The 23,748-nt window shown below is 68.9% G+C and carries 24 protein-coding genes; 17 read left to right on the top strand and 7 right to left on the bottom strand.

Annotation, left to right across the window (positions count from 1 at the left end):
• The 4 genes from Q1W68_RS12850 to rhtB all read left to right on the top strand — a co-directional run.
• Positions 1-1,433, top strand: a 1,433-nt coding sequence (locus Q1W68_RS12850; RefSeq protein WP_300716904.1) for a biotin/lipoyl-containing protein, incomplete at its 5' end; no start/stop codon positions are given.
• A 52-nt stretch (positions 1,434-1,485) separates the two neighbouring features.
• Positions 1,486-2,406 (top strand): glyoxylate/hydroxypyruvate reductase A, encoded by a 921-nt coding sequence (locus Q1W68_RS12845; RefSeq protein ID WP_300716903.1) that lies wholly within the window; start codon positions 1,486-1,488, stop codon positions 2,404-2,406.
• Positions 2,407-2,418: 12 nt separating this feature from the next.
• Positions 2,419-3,327 carry a hydroxymethylglutaryl-CoA lyase gene (locus tag Q1W68_RS12840; RefSeq protein WP_300659633.1) on the top strand — a complete coding sequence of 303 codons (909 nt, stop codon included), beginning with the start codon at positions 2,419-2,421 and terminating at the stop codon, positions 3,325-3,327.
• Positions 3,328-3,340: 13 nt separating this feature from the next.
• Positions 3,341-3,982: a homoserine/homoserine lactone efflux protein gene (gene rhtB / locus Q1W68_RS12835; protein ID WP_300659631.1), complete on the top strand. Its 642-nt coding sequence runs from the start codon at positions 3,341-3,343 to the stop codon at positions 3,980-3,982.
• 13 nt (positions 3,983-3,995) lie between these two features.
• Here the strand turns inward: rhtB and Q1W68_RS12830 are convergent, their stop codons facing one another.
• From Q1W68_RS12830 to Q1W68_RS12820, 3 genes are all read right to left on the bottom strand, one after another.
• The gene (locus Q1W68_RS12830) at positions 3,996-4,343 is read right to left on the bottom strand and encodes a hypothetical protein (protein WP_300659630.1); all 348 of its coding nucleotides are present in this window, start codon (positions 4,341-4,343) and stop codon (positions 3,996-3,998) included.
• Positions 4,313-4,906: a hypothetical protein gene (locus Q1W68_RS12825; RefSeq protein ID WP_300651630.1), complete on the bottom strand. Its 594-nt coding sequence runs from the start codon at positions 4,904-4,906 to the stop codon at positions 4,313-4,315. The genes Q1W68_RS12830 and Q1W68_RS12825 overlap by 31 nt, the downstream gene beginning before the upstream one ends.
• A 66-nt stretch (positions 4,907-4,972) precedes the next feature.
• A complete protein-coding gene (locus tag Q1W68_RS12820; RefSeq protein WP_300659628.1) occupies positions 4,973-5,851 on the bottom strand; it encodes a hypothetical protein in 879 nt (292 codons plus the stop codon).
• 270 nt (positions 5,852-6,121) lie between these two features.
• Between Q1W68_RS12820 and Q1W68_RS12815 the strand changes: the two genes are divergently transcribed.
• From Q1W68_RS12815 to Q1W68_RS12805, 3 genes are read left to right on the top strand one after another with little or no spacing between them, the layout of a single operon-like run.
• Positions 6,122-6,625 carry a YbaK/EbsC family protein gene (locus Q1W68_RS12815; RefSeq protein ID WP_300651626.1) on the top strand — a complete coding sequence of 168 codons (504 nt, stop codon included), beginning with the start codon at positions 6,122-6,124 and terminating at the stop codon, positions 6,623-6,625.
• Between the two features lie 14 nt (positions 6,626-6,639).
• Positions 6,640-6,879 carry a DUF1289 domain-containing protein gene (locus Q1W68_RS12810; protein ID WP_300651624.1) on the top strand — a complete coding sequence of 80 codons (240 nt, stop codon included), beginning with the start codon at positions 6,640-6,642 and terminating at the stop codon, positions 6,877-6,879.
• Between the two features lie 17 nt (positions 6,880-6,896).
• Entirely contained in the window at positions 6,897-7,568 is a 672-nt protein-coding gene (locus Q1W68_RS12805; RefSeq protein WP_300716907.1) for a 2-hydroxychromene-2-carboxylate isomerase, read from the top strand.
• A 4-nt stretch (positions 7,569-7,572) separates the two neighbouring features.
• On the opposite strand, the gene Q1W68_RS12800 is transcribed toward Q1W68_RS12805, so the two are convergent.
• Entirely contained in the window at positions 7,573-8,298 is a 726-nt protein-coding gene (locus Q1W68_RS12800; protein ID WP_300651622.1) for an aspartate/glutamate racemase family protein, read from the bottom strand.
• Entirely contained in the window at positions 8,295-8,588 is a 294-nt protein-coding gene (locus tag Q1W68_RS12795; RefSeq protein ID WP_300651620.1) for a hypothetical protein, read from the bottom strand. Before Q1W68_RS12795 ends, Q1W68_RS12800 begins: the two co-directional genes overlap by 4 nt.
• A gap of 140 nt (positions 8,589-8,728) precedes the next feature.
• Here Q1W68_RS12795 and Q1W68_RS12790 point away from each other — a divergent pair, with 140 nt between their 5' ends.
• From Q1W68_RS12790 to Q1W68_RS12765, 6 genes are all read left to right on the top strand, one after another.
• Entirely contained in the window at positions 8,729-10,303 is a 1,575-nt protein-coding gene (locus Q1W68_RS12790; protein WP_300716906.1) for an ABC transporter substrate-binding protein, read from the top strand.
• Between the two features lie 66 nt (positions 10,304-10,369).
• The gene (locus Q1W68_RS12785; RefSeq protein ID WP_300651618.1) at positions 10,370-11,320 is read left to right on the top strand and encodes an ABC transporter permease; all 951 of its coding nucleotides are present in this window, start codon (positions 10,370-10,372) and stop codon (positions 11,318-11,320) included.
• A gap of 16 nt (positions 11,321-11,336) precedes the next feature.
• On the top strand, positions 11,337-12,230 hold the full coding sequence (locus tag Q1W68_RS12780) for an ABC transporter permease (RefSeq protein ID WP_300651612.1): 894 nt from the start codon (positions 11,337-11,339) through the stop codon (positions 12,228-12,230).
• 7 nt (positions 12,231-12,237) lie between these two features.
• Positions 12,238-13,281, top strand: coding sequence for an ABC transporter ATP-binding protein (locus tag Q1W68_RS12775; RefSeq protein WP_300651609.1), 1,044 nt, complete (start codon positions 12,238-12,240; stop codon positions 13,279-13,281).
• The gene (locus Q1W68_RS12770) at positions 13,278-14,273 is read left to right on the top strand and encodes an ABC transporter ATP-binding protein (protein WP_300716902.1); all 996 of its coding nucleotides are present in this window, start codon (positions 13,278-13,280) and stop codon (positions 14,271-14,273) included. Before Q1W68_RS12775 ends, Q1W68_RS12770 begins: the two co-directional genes overlap by 4 nt.
• Positions 14,274-14,296: 23 nt before the next feature.
• Positions 14,297-15,493: an amidase gene (locus Q1W68_RS12765; RefSeq protein WP_300651603.1), complete on the top strand. Its 1,197-nt coding sequence runs from the start codon at positions 14,297-14,299 to the stop codon at positions 15,491-15,493.
• On the opposite strand, the gene Q1W68_RS12760 is transcribed toward Q1W68_RS12765, so the two are convergent.
• Positions 15,490-15,984, bottom strand: coding sequence for an ureidoglycolate lyase (locus tag Q1W68_RS12760; protein ID WP_300651601.1), 495 nt, complete (start codon positions 15,982-15,984; stop codon positions 15,490-15,492). The genes Q1W68_RS12765 and Q1W68_RS12760 overlap by 4 nt on opposite strands.
• A 50-nt stretch (positions 15,985-16,034) precedes the next feature.
• Between Q1W68_RS12760 and Q1W68_RS12755 the strand changes: the two genes are divergently transcribed.
• Positions 16,035-16,772 (top strand): GntR family transcriptional regulator, encoded by a 738-nt coding sequence (locus tag Q1W68_RS12755; RefSeq protein WP_300651598.1) that lies wholly within the window; start codon positions 16,035-16,037, stop codon positions 16,770-16,772.
• A complete protein-coding gene (locus Q1W68_RS12750) occupies positions 16,769-18,037 on the top strand; it encodes a Zn-dependent hydrolase (RefSeq protein WP_300716901.1) in 1,269 nt (422 codons plus the stop codon). Before Q1W68_RS12755 ends, Q1W68_RS12750 begins: the two co-directional genes overlap by 4 nt.
• A gap of 1 nt (position 18,038) precedes the next feature.
• On the opposite strand, the gene Q1W68_RS12745 is transcribed toward Q1W68_RS12750, so the two are convergent.
• Positions 18,039-19,109: a substrate-binding domain-containing protein gene (locus Q1W68_RS12745; protein WP_300716900.1), complete on the bottom strand. Its 1,071-nt coding sequence runs from the start codon at positions 19,107-19,109 to the stop codon at positions 18,039-18,041.
• A gap of 68 nt (positions 19,110-19,177) precedes the next feature.
• Here Q1W68_RS12745 and Q1W68_RS12740 point away from each other — a divergent pair, with 68 nt between their 5' ends.
• Together Q1W68_RS12740 and Q1W68_RS12735 are read left to right on the top strand one after the other, a co-directional pair.
• Positions 19,178-20,893, top strand: coding sequence for an NADH-ubiquinone oxidoreductase-F iron-sulfur binding region domain-containing protein (locus tag Q1W68_RS12740; RefSeq protein ID WP_300716899.1), 1,716 nt, complete (start codon positions 19,178-19,180; stop codon positions 20,891-20,893).
• Complete coding sequence (locus tag Q1W68_RS12735; RefSeq protein ID WP_300716898.1) at positions 20,890-23,721, top strand: molybdopterin-dependent oxidoreductase; 2,832 nt, start codon at positions 20,890-20,892, stop codon at positions 23,719-23,721. Before Q1W68_RS12740 ends, Q1W68_RS12735 begins: the two co-directional genes overlap by 4 nt.
• The last annotated feature ends 27 nt before the right edge of the window (positions 23,722-23,748 follow it).

The following is a 23,748-nucleotide window of genomic DNA, read 5'->3' as shown; positions in this document are numbered from 1 at the left end:
TCGGCAGCGACGCGGTGCTGATCGAAAAATACGTGCAACGCCCGCGCCACATCGAGATCCAGGTGTTTGGTGACACGCACGGCAACTGCGTGTACCTGTTCGAGCGCGACTGCTCGGTGCAGCGCCGCCACCAGAAGGTGCTGGAAGAAGCGCCCGCGCCGGGCATGACGCCCGAGTTCCGCCAGCAGATGGGCGCCGCCGCCGTGGCGGCGGCCAAGGCCGTGAACTACGTGGGCGCCGGCACGGTGGAGTTCATCGTCGAACAACCCCCCGAAGGCGGCATGCGCTTCTTCTTCATGGAGATGAACACACGGCTGCAGGTGGAGCACCCGGTGACCGAAGCCATCACCGGGCTGGACCTGGTGGAGTGGCAACTGCGCGTGGCCAGCGGCGAGCCGCTGCCGCTGAAGCAGGACGAGCTGCGCATCCACGGTCACGCGATCGAGGCGCGCATCTGCGCCGAAACGCCGGACAACAACTTCCTGCCCGCCACCGGCACGCTGGCGGTGTACCGCAAGCCGGCCTGCAGCGCGTTCGAGCGCGGCGTGGTGCGGGTGGACGACGGTGTGCGCGAGGGCGACACCATCAGCCCGTTCTACGACTCCATGGTCGCCAAGCTGATCGTGCATGGCGCCACGCGTGAAGAAGCGCTGGCCCGCATGGACGCCGCGCTGGCCGAGACGCGCATCGTGGGCCTGTCCACCAACGTGCAGTTCCTGCGCCACGTGGTCAACAGCCCGTCGTTTGCGCAGGCGGATCTGGACACGGCGCTGATCCCGCGCGAAGCGGCGGTGCTGTTCCACCAGGACAAGGTGGGACTGGCGCTGGCGGTGGCCTCGGCCGTGGCACAGACGCTGGTGGCCGAGCGCGCGAGTGAAGCCGCCGACCCCTTCTCGCGCCGCGACGGCTGGCGCCCGCACGGCCTGACCGTGCGCCGTTTCGACTTTGAGTACATGGGCGAGCCGCTGCTCGCGCACCTGACCTACCTGCACGACGGCGCCTTGCAACTGGCGTTTGACGAGGTCAGCGGGGTGCTGCGGTTCGAGACCCTGTCGACCGACGGCGGCGCCCGCATGGACCTGCAGTTCCAGGGCCAGCGGCAGACCGTGCAGACCTGGCAGCAGGGCGAGATCGTGCACATCTTCTGCGCCCTGGGCGCCACGCAAATCACCGAGATCGACGCGCTGGCCCACGCCGGCGTGGCCGCGGCCGATGGCGGGCGGCTCACCGCACCCATGCCGGGCAAGGTGCTGTCGTTCGCGGTAAAGGCCGGCGATGTGATCAAGAAAGGCCAGGCGCTGGCCGTGATGGAAGCGATGAAGATGGAGCACACCATCGCCGCGCCGGCCGACGGCACCGTGGCCGAGCTGCTGTACGCGCCCGGCGACCAGGTGAGCGAAGGCGCCGAGCTGCTCAAGATCACCGCCGCTTGACGAAGTGATGGGGGTGACAGCGCGCGCAGGCCGCTTCTTTTAAGCTCGCTGCATGAACATCACCATTTGCGTTGCCCAAACCAAAGCCGCCCCCTGGGAAGAGGGCTTTCGCGCCCTGCTGCCCGGCGCCCAAGTCAGCACCTGGAAAGCCGGCGATCCGCAGGCCGACTACGCCATCGTGTGGTCGCCACCGCAGGCCTTTCTGGACGAACAACCCGGCCTCAAGGCCATGTTCAACATCGGCGCCGGTGTGGACGCGATCATGAAGCTGCGCCTGCCGCCGCAGACCCTCGTGGTGCGGCTCGACGACGCCGGCATGTCGGTGCAGATGGCCGAGTACGTGTGCCACGCCGTCATCCGCCACTTTCGCGAGTTCGACGGGTACGAGGCCGACATCGCCGCCGGGCAGTGGTCGTACCGCAAACCCCGCAGCCGAGCCGACTGGCCCGTGGGTGTGATGGGCATGGGGGTCCTGGGCGAGCGGGTGGCGCGGGCGCTCGGGCAGTTTGAATTTCCGGTGCACGGCTGGAGCCGCACCCCCAAAGCCATTGAAGGCGTGGTGTGCCACGCGGGCGCGGACCGTTTCGACACCTTCCTTTCCTCGTGCAAGGTGCTGGTCAACCTGCTGCCGCTCACGCCCGACACGCAGGACATTCTCAACCGCAAGACGCTCTCGCGCCTGCAACCCGGCGGTTATGTGATCAACGTGGCGCGGGGCGCGCACCTGGTGGACAACGATCTGATCGAGTTGCTCGACAGCGGGCACCTGAGCGGCGCCACGCTGGACGTGTTCCGCACCGAGCCGCTGCCCGCCGACCACCCCTTCTGGCACCACCCCAAGGTCACCGTGACACCGCACACCTCGGCGCGCACCCTGCGCGACGAAAGCATCGCGCAGATCGCGAGCAAGATCATGGCGCTCTCGCGCGGCGAGCCGATCGCGGGCGTGGTGCACCGGGATCGCGGCTACTGAATCGAGAACCTCATGAGCATCCCCTCCCGCGTTCGCCTCATCGACGTCGGCCCGCGCGACGGCCTGCAGAACGAAAAGCAGCCGGTGCCCGCGGCGATCAAGATCGAGCTGGTGCACCGCCTGCAGGCCGCCGGCTTGAAAGAGATCGAGGTCACGAGCTACGTGAGCCCCAAGTGGGTGCCGCAGATGGCGGACAACCACGAGGTCATGGTCGGCCTGTCGCGCCAGAGCGGCGTGCGCTACTCGGTCCTCACGCCCAACCTCAAGGGCTTCGAGGCCGCCGTGCGCGACCAGCCCGACGAGATCGTGGTGTTCGGCGCGGCCAGCGAGGCCTTCAGCCAGAAGAACATCAACTGCAGCATTGCCGAGAGCATCGAGCGCTTCGCGCCCGTGGTGGAGGCCGCGCGCGCGGCCGGCATCGCGGTGCGCGGCGCCATGAGCTGCACCGTGGGTTGCCCGTACGAAGGCGAGATCGCGCCCGAGCGGGTGGCGTATCTGGCCGGGCTCATGAGGGGCATTGGCGTGCAGCGCGTGGACGTGGCCGACACCATCGGCGTGGGCACGCCGCGCAAGGTGCAGGCCGCGCTGGAGGCCACCTTGCAGCACTACGGCATCGACGATGTCTCGGGCCACTTTCACGACACCTACGGCCAGGCCTTGTCGAACACGCTCGCCGCGCTGGAGCTGGGCGTGTGGAACTTCCAGTCGTCCGTGGCGGGCCTGGGCGGCTGCCCCTACGCCAAGGGCGCCACCGGCAACGTGGCGACCGAAGACGTGGTGTACCTGCTGCACGGCATGGGCATCGAGACCGGCATCGACCTGGACGCGCTGGTCGATGCGGGCGCGTACATCAGCGAACAACTCGGCCGACCCAGTGGCTCGCGCGTGGCGCGTGCCCTGCTGGCCAAACGGGTGGGCTGAAGGGCTGACGAACATGGAACTGCAAGTCTGGCTGGCGTATTTCCTGGCCTCCTGGGCCATTGCCCTGTCGCCGGGGTCGGGTGCGGTGCTGTCAATGACGCACGGCCTGGCCTACGGTGTGAAGAAAACCAGCGCCACCATCGCCGGCCTGCAGCTGGGGCTGGCGGTGATCCTGCTGGTGGCGGGTGTGGGTGTGGGCGCGCTGCTGCTGGCCTCGGCCACCGCCTTCACGGTGGTGAAGTTCGCCGGGGCGGGTTACCTGATCTGGCTGGGCTTCAAGCAGTGGCGCTCGCCGGTGAGCGCCACGGCGACCACGGGCGATGCCGCGCCCGTTCAGGTCAGTGTGCCGACAGCGCGTGAGCGCTTCGTCACCGGCTTCTTCACCAACGTGACCAACCCCAAGGGCATCGTGTTCATGGTGGCGGTGCTGCCGCAGTTCATCGACCCGCAGCGCCCGCTGTGGTTGCAGCTGCTGGTGTTGTTGGTGACCACCATCGCCGTCGATCTCGTGGTCATGCACGGTTACGCGTTTCTGGCCTCGCGCGCCCAGCGCTGGCTGGCCACCGCACGGGCGCGCCGCGCGCAGAACCGGGTGTTTGGCGGCGTGCTCATGGCCATGGGCGCGAGTCTGCTGCTGGTCAAGCGCGCGGCCTGAATCTCCCGTCAGCTCAGGTGGCCGACGGGACGTGCAGCACCGCACAAGGTGTCAGCGTGTCGATCCAGTCCTCGGTGTTCATGGGGGAGAACGGCAACACGCTGGTGCCCGGTGCACGCTCGCGTCCGCCCCTGCGCAGCCAGAGGTGCACCGACACATCGAACTCGTAGCCGCTGAGGCTCTTGCCTGTGACGTACAGCCCCAGGGCCTGGTCGGGCTGCAAGACCCGTGGAATCCCGTCCACCGTGATGCACCGGTTCCAGGGGAGCCACCTGCGGTGGTACCGCTCGGCAACCCACGGCCAGTCGCTGCGTTTCAAACGGCACTGGATCACACCACCGTGCCGTTTGCCCTCCACCATGGGCTCGTTGTACAAGGCCTGGTGCAGTTGCTGATCGAAGCGTTGACGCTCACACCACCGTGCCGTTTGCCCTCCACCATGGGCTCGTTGTACAAGGCCTGGTGCAGTTGCTGATCGAAGCGTTGACGCAGTTGCGCATCGAACACCACCGTTCGCAGGTCGAGCCGCAACTGGTCGACCGCCGACGACGCGCTGTGCAGCAGCGCGCGGGCCTTCTGGTCATCGGATCGGTCCTCTTTCTTGAGCTGCTGCAGTGGTGCCAGCAGATCCAGGCAGCGTTGCGCCGCCGGGGGGGCCGCGCCCAGCGCCTTGGCCCGGAACAGCATGTCTTCGATGTCACCGATGAAGAACCCGGCGGTGGTGCTCAACGCGTTTTGCACCGCCAGATCGATGTCGGGCGCGCTCAGGTCCTTGTCGACCATCACCGCGTCTCTGGGCATTTTGGTTTTGACGCGGGCTTCCTGCCGTGCCGCCTTTTCCTTCAAGACAAACCGGGCGCGCTCCAGCGGCGCCGGGGCTTTCTCGAGGATCGGACCCTCGATCCACCGCAACAGTCGGCTCACCGACCATGCATGGACCGGATCAAGGTCGCCGGGACCGGTGGGGGCCGCATTCTGGAGCGCCACCGGCTAGCTCTCCCGCTGTTTTTGAAGCCGCAGGCGCTCTGGCGTCATGCGCAAGAGTTGCTGCCAGAAGGCCTGCCCGGCGGCGGCGACCGCCGCGCTGTTCTGCTCGTTCACCTGGCGACCCAGGTTGACGCCCAGGCGGGTGGCATCCAGGGTGCTGGCCAGCACCTGTCGGCTGCGAGCGAGTTCGGCGGTCCGACCCAGCGCCACCTGGTTGGCCACGGCGGCGGCGATGTCCGGCTCCATCGAACCGTTGAGCCCCGCTGCCTGGCAGTCTTGCAGCACCTTGACCAGGATGTCGCCTTCGGAGACCACCAGCAGGCCGGCGCCGTGCAGCGCGGCCACCGCTTTGCTCACGGCGGGCAGGAGCTTGTACCTGGCGGCGTTTTCCACCAGTTCGATGAACCCGTCCCGTTCGGCCCAGGGGCGCGAGAACAGCGTGTTGAACAGCAGGCGGTCTTCATCCGAGCGGGACGTCACGCCCAGCGAGGCGGCCACCACCTCAAGGTGGCTCGCATGGGGGTAGCAGCAGGTATCCCAAGGAGAGACCGTGCTGAACACCATCTGCAGACGGGCCGCCTGGCTGCCCACCACCTCGCGCAGAAACGCGTCGGGCGTCAAAGGCGCCATCAGCTGGATGTAGCCCATGCCGGTCACCATGGCCGGCGGCAGCGTCATCGAGGGGAAATAGGCGTTCAGCGTGGCGGCGATGCGGTCCTCGCGCTCCTTGCGCCGCGCCGGTGCAAGCCGAAGGTGCGCCAGGCCCAGGAAAAGATCGGACACCAGGTCCTTGCGGTCGAGGGGCAGACCCCTGCAGATGCTGCTCAGGTGGGTGATCTCGGCGGGTGTGATGTCGGGCGCCTCGCTTTTCAGTTGCCTCATGGCGGTGCCCCGCAAGGCGGCTTGAGGGGAGCTCAAAATGGGCGGATCCAGATCGATGCGAAGGTAGAAATGGACAGTCCATGGCGTCTCGGTATCGTCGGGATCGAATTGGAGTTGACCGTACATGGAGGGACCTCGAAGGGTGGGGTTTCAGGTGTCGCGGCGCAGCCCAGGTGGGTGAAGCCAGTGTGTGCAATCGAGCGGGCGCCGACCATCCCCGCACAAGCCCATCTCAGCAGGCGTGGCCGCGTGCCGATACCATCGGGGCCCATGAGTGACGTGTCTCCTTCCACCACCCCGGCCGTTCAACGCGTGACCGATCACCTGCGGTCTTTGAACCACCCGCACCCGCCCCGCATGCTCGAAGACGCCGCGCGCACCGCGCAACAGGCCGCCGATGCGCTGGGTGTGGCGCTGGGCCAGATCGCCAAGAGCATCGTGTTCCGCCGCAAGAGCGACGGCGTGGCGGTGCTGGTCGTCACCTCGGGTGACCTGCGCGTGGACGAGAAGAAGGTGCAGGCGCTCGTGTGTGCCGAGGGCGGCAAGCTCGGCCGGGCCGACGCCGATTTCGTGAAGAGCAGCACCGGTTTTTCCATCGGCGGCGTCTCGCCGCTGGCGCACGCCACGCCGGTCGTCACGCTCATCGACGCGCAGCTGTTCCGCTTTGACACCGTGTGGGCCGCTGCCGGCCATCCGCACGCCGTCTTCCCCCTCACGCCCCAACAACTCCAGACCCTGACCGGTGCGCCCGTGCACGACGTCACCGTGGTCTGACAACCGTGCCCACCATGTCCCTGCCCACCCGCCCTCCCGTCACCCTCCAGGCCGCCCGCGCCAAGGCCGGCCTCGCCCCCGGCGTGCCCTCGCCCTGCATCTCGGTCTGCGAGATGGACGAAGCCCGGTTTGCCTGCAAGGGCTGCTTTCGCACGATTCCCGAAATTTCGCAGTGGAGCCGCATGGCCGACGCCGAGAAGCTGGCGGTGTGGCAGCTCATCGAAGCCCGGCAGGTGCCGGTGGTGGCGCCATGACGGGCACGGGTGCCGACCTGCGCGAGATCGACTTTCACTACGACCCCATCTCGCCCTACGCGCACCTGGCCTTCGAGCGCCTGCCCGAAGCGCTCATGGGCCACAGCGTGGTGGTGCGCTACAGGCCGGTGCTGTTCGCCGCGCTGCTCAAGGCTCATGGCCAGCTCGGCCCGGCCGAGATTCCCGCCAAGCGCGACTGGACCTACCGCCAGGTGAGCTGGCTCGCGCACCGGCACGGCGTGCGGCTCGATCTGCCCGCCGCCCACCCCTTCAACCCCTTGCCCCTGCTGCGCCTGGGCCTGGCCTGTGCCACCGATGACGCGCCGGGTGACACCAACCGGTACGTGACCGAACAGCTGTTTCACCACGTGTGGCACGGTGGGCTGGACGCCGCCGATCCCGCCCGCCTGGCCGAGCTGCAGGCCCGCCTGCAGGACCACATGGCGCAGCGCGGCAAACCCTGGAGCCCGCCCGACGGCGAGGCGGTGAAGCAGCGCCTGCGCGCCAACACCGACGAGGCGCTGGCGCTGGGCCTGTTCGGTGTGCCGGCGATGGTGGTGGACGGCCGCGTGTTCTGGGGGCTGGACGCGCTGCCCATGCTGCGCGCCTGCCTCGACGGCGACGCCTGGTTCAACACCCAGTGGGCCGCTGCGGCAGACCGCCCCGTGGGCGTGCACCGCCCGAACTGATTCGTCAGGACAGCGTTGTCGCCCAGCCGGTCCAGGCCTTGGGCGGCGGCGGGGCGTAGTCGCCGTGCTGGCTGGTTCGCAAGCCCAGCGCGCACAGGGCTTCGGCCATCTTCACCGCCACGCTCACACCGTCGATCACCGGCACACCCAGGCGCGCGCTCAAGGTGGCGCACAGCGGTGCCATGCCCGCGCAGCCCAGCACGATGGCGCCGCTGCGGTCGCGCGCCAGCGCCTCGCGCGCCGCCGCCTCGATGCGCGCCACCAGCGCTTCGCCCGCGTGCTCCAGCTCCAGCACCGGGATGTCGGTGCCGTGCACGCCGCGACAACGGCGCTCCAGCCCATAACGGTGCAGCAGGTGCTCGGCGGTGATGCAGGTGCGCGTCATGGTGGTCACCACCGAAAAACCGGTGCACAGGAACGAGGCGGCGTGGAAGGCGGCCTCTGCGATGCCGATCACCGGCGCGTCGGTGGCTTCGCGCGCCGCGTCCAGCCCCGGGTCGCCAAAGCAGGCGATCACCACCGCGTCGGGCCGCGGGTCCGCCAGGCGCACCTGCTCGGCCACGCCGGCCGCCGCAATGGTTTCCTCGAAGTGGCTTTCGATGGACGCGGGGCCAAAGCTGGGCTGCACCGCGTGGATGCGCGTGCCGGGGGCGGCCACCGCCCGCGCGGCATCGGCGATGGCCTGCGTCATGGCGGAGGAGGTGTTCGGATTGATCAGGAGCAGGTTCATGTGGTGTGGCTTTTGGGGCCCCATTGCGGTGAATATTGCATACAAAAAACTGAAAACAGCGCCACATCCTGGGGCGAAACCGGTTGTGTCTGCGCCAAGCTGGTGCAAGAATAAATCACGAAAAGTCCCAAATCCAGCTGTTTTTCCCATGAAAACAGGGTGTCAGGCGGGAGGTTTCGTTTTCGTCGAATCGGTGGTGGCACGCAGGTTGCATACAAAAATCTTGCCAGGCCATTTTTCGGCGGCGCACCTGCCTGGGGCAGGCCGCGCACCGTGATGAGCGTGCCCACCCAAGGTCTTGCCCTTTGTTCCACCCGAAACCGCTGGAGTCACGATGAACCGGAAATCCACCCCGCCCCGCTTTGCAGTCCGACCCTTGGGCCTCGCTCTGGCCGTCGGCCTGATCGCCGCCCTGGCCTCGCCCGCCGCCATGGCGCAAGAAAAGGTCTTGCGCATCGCCATGACCGCGGCCGACATTCCGCGCACGCTCGGCCAGCCCGACCAGGGCTTTGAGGGCAACCGCTTCACCGGCATCCCGATGTACGACGCGCTCACGCACTGGGACCTGTCCAAGAGCGACGCGGCCAGCGTGTTGATCCCCGGCCTGGCGACTTCGTGGGCGGCCGGTGCGACCGACAAGACCAAGTGGATTTTCAAGCTGCGCCCCGGCGTGAAATTCCACGACGGCTCCGACCTCACCGCCGATTCGGTGGTGTGGAACGTGCAGAAGGTGCTCGACAAGGACGCCGTGCATTTCGACGCCAGCCAGGTTGGTGTGACCGCCTCGCGCATGCCCACGCTGCGCAGCGCCCGCAAGATCGACAACCTCACGGTGGAGCTGACCACCAGCGAGCCCGATGCGTTTTTGCCGCTGAACCTGACCAACCTGTTCATGGCCTCGCCGGCCCACTGGCAGAAGAAGTTTGAAGCCGCGGCCGGCGCCACGCCCGCTGAAAAATCCAAGAACGCCTGGATCGCATTTGCCGCCGATGCGTCCGGAAGCGGCCCGTTCAAGATGGCCCGCTTCCTGCCGCGTGAGCGCCTGGAACTCGTGGCGAACAAGGCCTACTGGGACCCCAAGCGCACACCCAAGATCGACCGCGTGGTGATGATGCCCATGCCCGAAGCGAATGCGCGCACCGCGGCGCTGCTCTCCGGCCAGGTCGACTGGATCGAGGCCCCTGCGCCCGACGCCATGCCGCAGATCACGCAGCGCGGCTACAAGATTTACTTCAACCAGCAGCCGCACGTCTGGCCCTGGCAGCTGAGCTTTGCCGAGGGTTCCCCCTGGCTCGACAAGCGTGTGCGCCATGCCGCCAACCTGTGCGTGGACCGCCTGGGCCTGATGAAGCTGCTCGGGGGCATGATGGCCGTTCCCAAGGGCACCGTGCCGCCGGGCCATCCGTGGTGGGGCAACCCCAAGTTCGACATCCGCTACGACGTGCCCGCGGCACTCAAGCTGATGGCCGAAGCCGGCCACAGTCCTGCCAAGCCCCTCAAGGTGAAGGTGCAGATCAGCGCCAGCGGCTCGGGCCAGATGCAGCCACTGCCGATGAACGAGTTCGTGCAGCAGAGCCTCAAGCAGTGCGGCTTCGACGTGCAGTTCGACGTCATCGAATGGAACACGCTGTTCACCAACTGGCGCAAGGGTGCCAAAGACCCGTCGGCCAACGGCAGCAACGCCACCAACGTGTCCTTCGCGGCGATGGACCCCTTCTTCGCGATGGTGCGCTTCACCAGCACCAAGACCTTCCCGCCGGTGTCCAACAACTGGGGCTACTTCGGCAACGCCGAGATCGACAAGCTGATCGCCGATGCGCGCACCAGCTTTGACGACAAGGCCCGCGACGCCGCCCTGGCCAAACTGCACGCCCGCATCGTCGAAGAGGCGCCGTTTGTGTGGATCGCGCACGACGTGGGTCCGCGCGCCATGAGCGCCAAGGTCAAGGGCGTGGTGCAGCCGCGCAGCTGGTTCATCGACATCGCCCCGATGTCGGTGGACTGAACCCCGCCGCCTCGCGGCCCGCCCGGGCTGCGAGGCTTGCACCGATGTTGACCGGAGGTTCGAGCGATGCTGACGTTTCTCTTTCGGCGTGTGGTCTACACGCTGCCCATCATGCTGGGCGTGGCGCTGGTGTGTTTTGCGCTGGTGCACCTCTCACCGGGCGACCCGCTGGTCTCCATCCTGCCGCCCGACGCTTCGGTGGAGCTGCAGCAGCAGTTGATCGAGCTCTACGGCTTCAACCGCTCCTACCCCGAACAGTTTGTCAGCTGGGTGTGGCGTGCGCTGCAGGGTGACCTGGGCACCTCCATCGCGTCGGGTCGCTCCGTCACCGAAGAGGTGATGCGCGCGGTGGTCAACACCTTGCGCCTGGCCGTGCTGGCCACGCTGATCGGATTTGTCTTCGGTTGCCTGTTCGGCTTTGTGGCGGGCTACTTCCAGAACTCCTGGCTCGACAAGGCCGCTTCGCTCACCTCGGTGCTGGGCGTGAGCGTGCCGCACTACTGGCTGGGCATGGTGCTGGTGATTGTTTTCTCCAGCATCCTGATGTGGCTGCCGCCGGGGGGCGCCGGTCCGGGCGGCTCCAGCGAATGGATCTGGGACTGGGAGCACGTCAAACACATGATCCTGCCCGCCGTGACCATGAGCGTGATTCCCATGGGCATCATCGCGCGCACCGTGCGCGCGCTGGTGGCCGACATCCTGGCGCAGGAATTCATCGTCGGGCTGCGCGCCAAGGGCCTCACCGACCTGGGCGTGTTCACCCACGTGGTGAAGAACGCTGCGCCCACCGCGCTGGCCGTGATGGGCCTGCAGCTGGGCTACCTGCTGGGTGGCTCCATCCTGATCGAGACCGTCTTCTCGTGGCCCGGCACCGGCTTCCTGCTGAACTCCGCCATCTTCCAGCGCGACCTGCCGCTGCTGCAGGGAACCATCCTCGTGCTGGCCATGTTCTTCGTGGTGCTCAACCTGGTGGTGGATGTGATCCAGACCCTGCTCGACCCCCGCATTGCGCGCTGAACCGAAGGACACAACCATGCTTCAAGTTGCAGTGGATCCGGGCAAGGTGCCCGCTCTCGTGTTCGAACGGTCGCCGGGCTACTGGCAGACCGTGGGCCGGCGCTTCCTGCGCGACCGCGTGGCCATCGGCGCGGCGGTGGTGGTGCTCATCCTGCTCGTCCTGGCGGTGTTCGGGCCCTGGCTGGTGCCGGCCGATCCCTACGCCTCGTCGATGATGAAGCGCCTCGAACCCATCGGCTTTGAAGGTCACCCGCTGGGCACCGACGAGCTCGGGCGCGACATGCTGTCGCGCCTCATGGTGGGCGCGCGGCTTTCGCTGTTCATGGGCATCACGCCGGTGATCCTGGCGTTTGTGGTGGGCTCGCTGATCGGCATCACCGCGGGCTACGCCGGCGGCACGCTCAACACCGTGATGATGCGCACCATCGACGTGTTCTACGCCTTCCCGTCGGTGCTGCTGGCCATCGCGCTCTCGGGCGCACTCGGCGCGGGCATCACCAACTCGCTGATCTCCCTGACCATCGTGTTCATACCGCCGATCGCGCGGGTGGCCGAAAGCGTGACCACGCAGATCCGCGGGCGCGACTTTGTGGACGCGGCGCGCGCCTCGGGCGCCAACGCCTTCACCATCGTGCGCGTGCACGTGCTGGGCAACGTGCTCGGGCCGATCTTCGTGTACGCCACCAGCCTGATCGCGGTGGCCATGATCCTGGCCTCGGGCCTGAGTTTCCTGGGCCTGGGCGTGAAACCGCCCGAGCCCGAGTGGGGCCTGATGCTCAACACCCTGCGCACCGCCATCTACGTGCAACCGTGGATCGCCGCCTTGCCCGGCGTGATGATCTTCATCACCTCGATCGCCTTCAACCTCCTGGCCGACGGTTTGCGCTCGGCCATGGAAATCAAGCAGTGAGGTCGCCATGCCCCTGAGCTCCCCCGACATCGGCGGTCCGGCCCAACCCCTCATGGGGGTGCGCGGCCTGGTCAAACATTTCCCGCTCAAGAAAGACGTGTTCGGCCGTGGCGGCGGCGTGGTGCGCGCGGTCGACGGCATCGACTTCGACGTCTTCAAGGGCGAAACCCTGGGCGTGGTGGGCGAGTCGGGCTGCGGCAAATCGACCACCGCACGCCTGCTCATGCAGCTCATCAAGCCCGACCGTGGCGAGATCGTGTTCGACGGTCAAACCGTGGGCGGCTCGGCCCTCAGCCTCAAGCAGTTCCACCGCCAGACGCAGATGGTGTTCCAGGACAGCTACGCCTCGCTCAACCCGCGCCTGACCATGGAGGACTCGATCGCCTTTGCGCCGCAGGTGCACGGGCTGCCGCGCCAGGCGGCGGTGGAGCGTGCGCGCGACCTGCTGGCGCGCGTGGGCCTGGAGCCACGCCGCTTCGCCGAACGGTATCCGCACGAACTCTCGGGCGGCCAGCGCCAGCGCGTGAACATCGCGCGTGCGCTCGCCCTGCAGTCGCGCCTGATCATCCTGGACGAAGCCGTCTCGGCGCTGGACAAGTCGGTCGAGGCGCAGGTGCTCAACCTGCTGCTCGACCTCAAGGACGAGTTTGGCCTGACCTACATCTTCATCAGCCACGACCTCAACGTGGTGCGCTACATGAGCGACCGCGTGATGGTGATGTACCTCGGCCAGGTGGCCGAGATCGGCGAGAGCGAAACCCTGTTCGACCACCCGGCCCACCCGTACACGCGCGCGCTGCTCTCGTCCATCCCGTCCATGGACCCGGACCACCGCACCGAGACGCCGCCGCTGGCCGGCGACCCGCCCAACCCGATCAACCCGCCGCCGGGTTGCCGTTTCCACACCCGCTGCGCGCACGCCCAGGCCCTGTGCAGCGAACGGGTGCCCACGCTGAGTCCCATCGAGCAGGGTCAGGTCGCGTCGTGCTGGATGCACGTGGCCGACAGCGGCCACACCGAAGCGCCTGTGTTGATGAAGGAAGCGGCATGACCAACGACAACACGGAAAAACCCTTCGTCGACGTGCGCAACCTGCGCGTCACCTTCACCGGCGGCAAGAAGCCGGTGGAAGCCGTCAATGGTGTGGACCTGCAGGTCAAGCGCGGCGAGGTGGTCGCGCTCATCGGCGAATCCGGCTCGGGCAAGAGCGTCACGCTGCGCAGCCTGCTGCGCCTGCACCCGCCCGGACGCAGCCGCATCGAAGGTGAGATGCGCGTGGGCGATCAGGACGTGCTCGCGCTCGGCACCCAGGCCCTGGCCGACTACCGGGGCAAGGTCGCGTCCATGATCTTCCAGGAGCCGCTGCTCGCGCTCGATCCGGTGTACTCTGTGGGCGCGCAGATCACCGAGGCGATCCGTCGCCATGAAAACGTCAGCGCGGCCCAGGCGCAACAGCGTGCGCTGGAGCTGTTTGAACGTGTGCGCATTCCCAGCCCCGAGCGACGGCTGCAGGCCTACCCGCATGAAATGTCGGGCGGCATGCGCCAGCGCGCCATGATCGCGCTGGCCCTGGCCTGCCGGCCGCAGCTGCTGCTGGCCGACGAGCCCACCACCGCGCTGGACGCCACGGTGCAGATCCAGATCCTGCTGCTGCTGCGCGAGTTGCAGCGCGAACTCGGCCTGTCGGTGATCTTCGTCACCCACGACATCGGCGCCGCGGTGGAGGTGGCCGACCGCATCGCGGTGATGTACGCCGGGCGCATCGTGGAAGAGGGCGCTGCGGCCACCTTGCTGCGGGCGCCGCGCCACCCCTACACGCTGGCCCTGCTCAAGAGCCGCGCCAGCGGTGCGTTGCCCAAGGGCACGCGGCTGGAGACCATTGCCGGCTCACCCCCCGACCTCACCGCCTTGCCCACCGGCTGCGCGTTTGCCGACCGATGCCGTCTGGTGCAGGATGCATGCAAGACCACGCGCCCCGAGATCAGCTGGCTCGCTGCCGGCCACAGCGTGCGCTGCCTGCGCGTCGCCGAGACAGCCGCCTGACTTCACACCAACAACAAGATCCCATGACCCCACACGCCGACGTTCTGCACGACCCCGCCCGCGCCTTCATGCCTTACCCCGCCGTGCCGGTGCCGCGCGCAGCCACCGGCCCGCTCGCCGGCCTGGGGTTCGGCGTCAAGGACCTGTTCCACATCCACGGCTACCCCACCAGCGGTGGGCAGCCCCTGCTGCTGGCGCTGCTCGGCGTTCAGAGCCGCACGGCGCCCACCGTGCAGACCCTGCTGGACGCCGGTGCGCGCTTCGTGGGCAAGACCATCACCGACGAGCTGGCCTTTTCCATGAACGGGCAGAACGCCCATTTCGGCTCGCCCATCAACGGGGCCGCGCCCGACCGCATCGCCGGCGGATCGTCGTGCGGCTCGGCGGCGGCGGTGTCGCACGGTCTGTGCGACTTTGCGCTGGGCACCGACACCGGCGGCTCGGTGCGCGCCCCGGCCAGCCACTGCGGCCTCGTGGGCCTGCGGCCCAGCCACGGCCGCGTGAGCCTGCAGGACGCGCTCGACCTCGCGCCCAGCCTGGACACCTGCGGCTGGTTCACCCGCGACGTGCCCACCTTCGCCCGCGTGGCCAACGTGCTGCTCGGCGACGATGCACACCCGCTGCCGAACAACGTGCGCCTGCTCGCCCCAGCCGACCTGTGGGCGCTGGCCACGCCCGAAGCCCGCAAGGCGCTGGCGCCTGCGCGCAGCCAGATCGAGGCCGTGCTCGGCAAGGCCGGCAAGGCGCAGGTGGTGCTGGAGAGCCTGGACGCGATGTACTGGCACTTCCGCCACATCCAGGGCCACGAGTCGTGGCAGGTCGATGGCGATTTCATCCGCCGCTTTGCGCCGCCCTTGGGCCCGGGGGTGGCGCAGCGTTTTGAGTGGAGTTCCCAAGTGACCGACGCGCAGGCCGCCGAGGGCCGTGCCTTCCGCGAGCGTTTCACCGACCACCTGACGCAATTGCTGGGCGACGACGGCGTGCTGGTCATGCCCACCATGCCCGACATCGCGCCCCGCGTGACCGACCCCGACAGCGCGCTGGAGGATTACCGCAACCGCGCCATCCGCCTGCTGTGCGTCGCCGGTTTGTCGGGCTTTCCGCAGCTCAGCCTGCCGCTGGCGCGCCGCGCCGGTGCCCCGCTGGGCATCTCGCTGCTGGGTCCGCGCGGCAGCGACCGCAGCCTGGTTCGCCTGGCCGAGCGCATGGCCCAGGCCTAGTCCAGGCGCAGGCGCACCGGGGTGTCCAGTTGAACCACGTCGCAATCCACCGCTCGGCCCGCCCTTTCGATGACGAGAAAGTCGCCGTCGTCCAGCGCCAGCAAGGGGTGGTGCCAGGTGCCGGGATGCAGGGTGATGCCTTGATCCCCCGCCACCCGGAAGGCGGCCAGCGTGGCGAGGTCGGGGCCGTCGCGGCCCAGGGCCACCAGCACCACACAGCGCGCGCCCGCCAGCGGCACGAAAGTTTGCGAACCGAGCCGGTGGCGCTCCAGCAGGTGCCAAGGGCCTTCGGGCGCCTGGGCCCGAGCGCGAAACACCGCCAGCACCGGCTCCCCGCCTTCGGCGTGCAGGGTCAGCGAGCCGGTCAGGTCCAGCCGCTGGCTGGTGCCGGCGTTGATCGCACGCGTGTCCGAGGCGCCGAGGTTCAGCACGTGGCCGTAGGCCTGGAATGCGTCGGTGTGCAAGGGCTGCACGGGAACGTCACGGGTCATGAGAATCCTTCGGTGGTGGCCGCCGCAAGGGGCTGTTCCAATGTTGACACATGAACCCCGAACAGCTCCTCACAGCTCCGCCCACCGAGCCCGACGGCACCGCCACCGACCGGGTGTTTGATGCCATCTACCGCGCCGTGCTGGAGCACCGGCTCGCGCCCGGCGAGTGGTTGCGCGAAGCCGAGATGGCCACCGAATTCAAGGTCTCGCGCACGGTGGTGCGCCAGGCCCTGCAGCGCCTGGCACAAGACCAGGTGATCGAGCTGCGCCACAACCGCGGTGCGCGGGTGCCGCTGCCCAGCCTGGAAGACGCGGTGCACGTGTTCGAAGCACGGCGCATCGTCGAATGTGAAGTGGCGCGCCGCCTGGGTGGGCGGCTCACACCTGAACAGCTGGCCGAGTTGCGCGCGGTGGCGCAGGCCGAACAGGCCGCCGACCAGCGCGGCGACCGGGCCGAGGCCATCCGCCTGTCGGGCGAGTTTCACCACGCGCTCACGCGCATGCACGGCAACCCGGTGTTCGGCCGCCTGCTCAACGGCCTGCTGCCCACCACCTCGCTGCTGATGGCGCGCTTCAAGGTGGACGGTGGCCAGGTCTGCGTGGCGCACCGCCATGTGGACCTGATCGACGCGCTGCTGCGCGGCAGCGCCCCCGCCGCCGCCGAAATGCGCAAACACCTCGCGGAGCTCGAACGCTCGCTGGTCGACACCCCGGTGCGCGGCCGGCGCTTGCGCGATGCCTTCGCCGCCTACCGAGACACCCCCCAGCCCGAACCCGAACTGCCATGAACACCCTCGTACCATCCCCCGCCACCACCCGCCTGCGCATCGACGGCGATCGCCTGTGGGCCTCGCTCATGGAACTGGCGCAGATCGGTGCCACGCCCAAGGGCGGCGTGTGCCGCATCGCACTCACCGACCTCGACCGCCAGGGCCGCGACCTGGTGACGCGCTGGGCGCGCGAGGCCGGCATGAGCGTCACGGTCGACAAGATCGGCAACGTGTTCATGCGCCGGCCCGGGCGCAACCCGGCCCTGCCCCCGGTCATGACCGGCAGCCACATCGACACCCAGCCCACCGGCGGCAAGTTCGACGGCAACTACGGTGTGCTCGCCGGCATCGAGGTGGTGCGCACGCTCAACGACCACGGCATCGAAACCGAGGCGCCGATCGAGGTCGCGTTCTGGACCAACGAGGAGGGATCGCGCTTCGTGCCGGTGATGATGGGCTCGGGCGTGTTCGCCAAGGCCTTCACGCTGGAGCACGCCTACGCCGCGCGCGACACCGACGGCAAGACCGTGCGCGAGGAGCTGGAGCGCATCGGCTACATCGGCGAGCAGGAACCCGGCGACCACCCCATCGGCGCGTATTTCGAGGCCCACATCGAACAAGGCCCGGTGCTCGAAGACGCCGACGTCACCATCGGCGTGGTGCAGGGCGTGCTCGGCATCCGCTGGTTCGACTGCACCGTGACCGGCATGGAGGCGCACGCCGGCCCCACGCCCATGGCGCTGCGGCGCGACGCCCTGCAGGTGGCCACGCTGCTCATGCAGGAGGTGGTGGCCTCGGCGCTGCGCCACGGCCCGCACGGGCGCGGCACGGTGGGCATGGTGCAGGTGCACCCCAACAGCCGCAACGTGATCCCGGGCCGGGTGAAGTTCTCGATCGACCTGCGCAACAGCACCGATGCGCTGGTGGACCAGCAGGTGGCGGAAGTGCACGCCCTGGCCACGCGCCTGAGCAGCGAGACCGGCATGACCATTGCCATCGAACAGGTGTCGAGCTACGCGGCGCAGCCGTTCGACGCGGGCTGTGTGCAGGCCGTGCAGCGCGCGGCGGAACAGCTCGGCCTGAGCCACATGCCGGTGGTCTCGGGCGCGGGCCACGACGCCATTTACGCCGGGCAGCTCGCGCCGGCCGGCATGATCTTCATTCCGTGCAAGGACGGCATCAGCCACAACGAGATCGAGGACGCGAAGCCCGCGCACATCACCGCCGGCTGCAACGTGCTGCTGCACGCCATGCTGGAACGCGCCGGCGTGGTGGCGCCCTGAATCAGTCCGGGAAGGCTTCGCCCAGCGCCATGACCTGTCCGGTGTTCGCCGCCTCGTAGCCTTGCAGCGCGGCCACGCGCGAGCGGAACGCCGGTGAGCGCAGCACGGTGAGCACCGGGCGCAGTTCCGCGCGGTCCAGGGCGTCGGGGGGCAGGGCGAAAAAGTAGCGCTCTTTCAGCAGCGGAATGAAGTGCAACCCGAAGCGGTGCGCGGCGGTCTGCACGCCCAGCCCCACGTCGGCCATGCCGCTGGCCACATAGGCCGCCACACCCGCGTGGGTCAGTTCGGTGTTGTCAAAGCCGGTCACCGCGCGCGCCTCGATGCCGTGGCGCTGCAGCAGCAGGTCGGTGAGCACGCGCGTGCCCGAGCCCTCGGGCCGGTTGACGAAGCGCAGGTCGCGCCGCGTGAGGTCGGCCAGGCCCTCAAGGCCCTTGGGGTTGCCCGGTGCACAAAACAGGCCTTGCGTGCGCACCGCCAGGTGCACCAGCAGGTGCTGGTCGCGTTTGAGCCAGTGCAGGTAGCGCTGGGCCGCTGCCGCCTCGAACTCGCCCAGCGGCACATGAAAGCCCGCCAGCTCGCAGTCGCCCTGCGCGAGCGCGGCCACCGCTTCGAGGCTGTTGCGGTAGCGCAGCTCCACCGGGATCTCGCGCGCAGCCAGCTGCTCGCGCAGCGCGGCCACGGCAAAGCCGTGGCTGGCGTGCAGGCGCGGCACGGCGCGCTGGCGGCGCTGCACGCGCCCGAGTTCGCCTTCGAGCTCCGAGGCCAGCGATTCCAGCAGCGGCTGCAGCCGCGCACCGATGCGCGCGTCGGCCCAGATGAGCTTGTCGCCCAGCTCGGTCAGCGCCGAGCCGCGCCCCCGTCCGCGCACCAGCAGGGGCTGGCCGAACAGCGCTTCGGCCTGCTGCAGCAGACCCCAGGCGTGGCGGTACGAGAGGTCCAGTTCGCGGCCCGCCTGCGAGATGCTGCCCGAGGCCTCCACCGCCGCGAGCAGTGCCAGCAAGGTGTTGGCGTCCAGCGCGGGGCCGCCGTCCTGGCTGAGGTGCCATCGGGGTTGCAGGGTGATGCGCAGCATGGCGGAAGGGCCTGGGTTTATGCAATGGAGAACATATTAAAACCCGGCGGCGGTGCTAGGCTGCGGCGATGACCACCGTGATCCCCATTCGCCCTTTGGAAACCGTGCGCCGCGGCGCACCGCGCCACACCCCCAAGGGTCGCCAGACCTCACCGCCGGCGCGCGAGCGCGTGGCCCTTTTGTGCGCCGGGCTGGCGCCGCGCGCCGACCTGCTGATCGAACACCTGCACCGCCTGCAGGACGGCGAGGGCGCCTTGCGCCACGGTCACCTGGCGGCGCTGGCCGAACACCTCAAGCTCAGCCAGGTCGAGGTGTTCGAGGTCGCGAGCTTCTACCACCACTTCGAGATCGTGGCCGACGACGCGGCCGTGCCCGCCACCGTGGTGCGCGTGTGCGACAGCCTCTCGTGCACCATGGCCGGCAGCGCCACCTTGATGAGCGATCTGAAAGCCGCCCTGGCGCACGACAGCTCGGTGCGCGTGCAGCCTGCGCCCTGCATCGGCCAGTGCCACCGCGCGCCGGCCGCGTGTGTGGGCCAGCGCCAGTTGCCACACGCAACCGTTGCCGCGGTGCAGGAGGTGCTGGCCAGCGGCGACACCGGCCCGCGCGAGTTGCCGGTGCCCGAGGCGTCCGAACTCAAGCAACTGCAGCGCCTGCTGTCGGGCGAACTCAGCGCCGATGCGGTGCTGGCCGAACTCAAGGCCTCCAACCTGCGCGGCCTGGGCGGCGCGGGTTTTCCGGCCTGGCGCAAGTGGGAGACGGTGCGCGCGCAACCCGGCCCACGCCACATGGTGGTCAACATCGACGAAGGCGAGGTCGGTACCTTCAAGGACGGCCACGTGCTCACCAGTGCGCAAGCCGGGGCACCGCAGGTGCTGGAGGGTCTGCTGATCGCCGCGCTGGTGGTGGGCATCGATCATGTGTGGTTGTACCTGCGCGACGAGTACCACGACGCCCGCATGCTGTTGCAGCGCGAGCTCGACACGCTGCCGGTTCGCCTGCAAGCACTCACAGCGCAGTACCCGGACTACACGCCGCCCGTCATCGAACTGCGGCGCGGTGCGGGCGCCTACATCTGTGGCGAAGAGTCGGCGCTCATCGAATCGGTGGAAGGCAAGCGCGGTCTGCCGCGTCTGAAGCCGCCCATCGTGGCGCTGCACGGCGTGTTCGGCCGGCCCACGCTGGCGCACAACCCCGAGACGCTGTGGTGGTTGCCCGAGATCCTGGCGCACGGCGGCGCGTGGCTCACCACGCACGGGCGCGCCGGGCGCAACGGCCTGCGGCGCTTCTCGGTGTCGGGCCGCGTGAAGCAACCCGGCGTGTATCTGGCGCCCGCCGGCATCACGCTGCGCGAGCTCATCGACGAGCACGCCGGTGGCATGGCCGAGGGCCACACGTTGTACGCGTACCTGCCGGGTGGTGCGTCCGGCGGCATCCTGCCCGCCGCGCTGGCCGACGTGCCGCTGGACTTCGACACACTCGCCGAGCACGGCGCCTTCATCGGTTCCATGGCGGTGGTGGTGCTGGGTCAGCACGACCGGGCGCGCGACGCGGCGCTCAACCTCATGCGTTTCTTCGAACACGAATCGTGTGGCCAGTGCACGCCGTGCCGCGCCGGTACCACCAAGGCGGTGGAGCTGATCCAGGCACCGGTGTGGGACGCACCGCTGCTGGCCGAGCTTTCGCAGGTGATGCGCGACGCCAGCATCTGCGGCCTGGGCCAGGCCGCGCCCAACCCGGTGGACAGCGTGCTGCGGTTCTTTCCTCACGAGGTGGGCGCATGAAGACCCACGACCTGCCGCAGAACGCGGCCCCGATCGCGTTCACGCTCAACGGCCGCGCGGTGGAAGCCGCACCGGGCGAGACCTTGCTCCAAGCGGCACAGCGCGCTGGTATCGAGGTGCCGCACCTGTGCCACAAAGACGGCCTGCGCAGCCCCGGCAACTGCCGCGCCTGTGTGGTGGAGATCGCGGGCGAGCGTGTGCTCGCGCCCTCGTGCTGCCGTTCCCCCACGCCAGGCATGGTGGTCACCACCGACAGCCCGCGCGCGGCCGCCGCGCAGAAGACGGTGCTGGAGTTGCTGCTGTCGGATGCGCCGGACACGGCCGCGCTCAAGCACGACAGCGAACTGGCGTATTGGGCGCAGGTTGCGGGTGCAAAGGCTGGACGTTTCCCCTTCCGTGCCGCTGCGCTGCAAGACCTGAGTCATCCGGCGATGACCGTCAACCTCGACGCCTGCATCCAGTGCACGCGCTGCATCCGCGCCTGCCGCGAGACGCAGGGCAACGACGTGCTGGGCCTGGCGTTTCGGGGCGGCCATGCGCAGATCGTGTTCGACCAGAACGATCCCCTAGGTGCGAGCACCTGCGTGGCCTGCGGCGAATGTGTGCAGGCCTGCCCCACGGGGGCGATCGCGCCGGCCAACGGCGCGTACGCACACGCTTCGCAGAAGCAGGTCGATTCGGTGTGTCCGTTCTGCGGCGTGGGCTGCCAGCTCACTTACCACGTGAGCGACGAGAAGATCGAACACGTCGAAGGCATCGCCGGGCCCGCCAACGAAGGTCGGCTGTGCGTCAAGGGCCGTTTCGGTTTCGACTACGCGCACAGCCCCGAGCGGCTCACGCGCCCGCTGATCCGCCGCGCCGATGCACCGAAAGATCCTCAATCGGTGATGCGGCGTGACTGGCGCGAACTCTTCCGCGAAGCGAGCTGGGACGAAGCGCTGGACGTGGCTGCGAACGGCTTCAAACAGGTGATGGCCAGCACCTCCGCGCGTGGCCGCCAGGGCCCGGTGGCCGGCTTCGGTTCGGCCAAGGGCACGAACGAAGAGGCCTACCTGTTCCAGAAGCTGATCCGCACCGCCTTCGACACGCACAACGTGGACCACTGCACGCGCCTGTGTCACGCGTCCAGCGTGGCCGCGCTCATGGAAGGCCTGGGCTCGGCCGTGGTCACCAACCCGCTGCGCGACGTGGCGCACGCCGACTTCGTGCTGCTGATCGGTGCCAACCCGGCGCAGAACCACCCGGTGGGCGCCACCTGGATCAAGAACGCGGTGAAGCAAGGCATGAAGCTCGTGCTGGCCGACCCGCGCCGCACCGAGCTCGCGCGCCACAGCTGGAAACACCTGGGCTTCCAGGCGGGCACCGACGTGGCCCTGCTCAACGCGCTGCTGCACACCATCGTGTTCGAAGGCCTCACCGACCCGGCCTACATCGAAGCGCACACGCTGGACTTCGCCCTGCTCAAGGCCCATCTGGTGGACTTTTCGCCCGAGGCCATGGCCCCGGTCTGCGGCATCGACGCGGCCACACTGCGCGAGGTGGCGCGGGCCTATGCCACCGCGAAAAACGCCATGATCCTCTGGGGCATGGGCATCAGCCAGCACACCCACGGCACCGACAACGCGCGCTGCCTGATCGCGCTCTCGCTCATCACCGGGCAGATCGGCCGCCCCGGCACCGGGCTGCACCCGCTGCGCGGGCAGAACAACGTGCAGGGCGCGAGCGACGCGGGGCTGATCCCGATGGTGCTGCCCGACTACCAGAAGGTGAGCGACCCGCACGCCCGTGAGAAGGCCGAGCGCCTGTGGAACCTGCCTCCCGGCACGCTGGGCAGCGAGGCCGGCCTGACCGTGGTCGAGATCATCGACGCCGCGCACCGCCGCGAGATCCGCGCCATGCTGATCCAGGGCGAGAACCCGGCCATGAGCGACCCCGACGCCACCCACGCGCGCGAAGCGCTCGCGGGGCTGGACCACCTGGTGGTGCAGGACATCTTCCTGACCGAGACCGCGAGCCTGGCCGACGTGGTGTTGCCCGCCACCGCCTGGCCCGAAAAGACCGGCAGCGTCACCAACACCGACCGCTGCGTGCAACTCGGCCGCAAGGCCGTGCGCGCACCCGGTGAGGCCATGGCCGACGCCTGGATCACCGAACAGCTGGCGCGCCGCCTGGGGCTGGCTTGGGACTACGGCATTGCCGCCGACGGCACCGCCTCCGAAGACGCACACGGTGGCATCGGCGCGGTGTTCGAGGAAATGCGCGCCATGATGCCCAGCATCGCCGGCCTCTCGTGGGCGCGTCTGCAGCGCGAGGGCGCGGTGACCTACCCGGTCACCAGCGAGAGCGACCCGGGCCACCCGGTGGTGTTCACCGATGGCTTTCCCACCGCCAGCGGACGCGCCACCCTGGTGGGTGCGAACGTCACGCCCCCGGCCGAGGTGCCCGACGCCAGCTTCCCCATGGTGCTCATCACCGGGCGCCAGCTGGAGCACTGGCACACCGGCAGCATGACGCGGCGCAGCGGCGTGCTCGATGCGATTGAGCCCGGCCCGGTGGTGAGCCTGCACACCACCACCGCGCAGCGGCTGGGTCTGCCAGCCGGTGCGCTGGCGCAGGTGCGCTCGCGGCGTGGCGCGGTGGCGCTGCCGGTGCGGCTGGACGACGCCATGCCGCTGGACACCGCCTTCATTCCGTTTGCCTACGCGGAAGCCGCGGCCAACCTGCTCACCAACCCGGCCCTGGACCCGGTGGGCAAGATCGCCGAACTGAAGTACTGTGCGGTGGACGTGCGGCCCGCCATGCCCGAGAAAGAACCGGCCCTGGTTTGATCTGACGCAAGCCTCCGGGGTCGGGGC

It is taken from the genome of Hydrogenophaga sp., assembly GCF_030158645.1.
Taxonomy (GTDB): domain Bacteria; phylum Pseudomonadota; class Gammaproteobacteria; order Burkholderiales; family Burkholderiaceae_C; genus Hydrogenophaga.
Note: the sequence above shows the minus strand (reverse complement) of the source record. Positions and strands in the feature narration are given on the sequence as shown.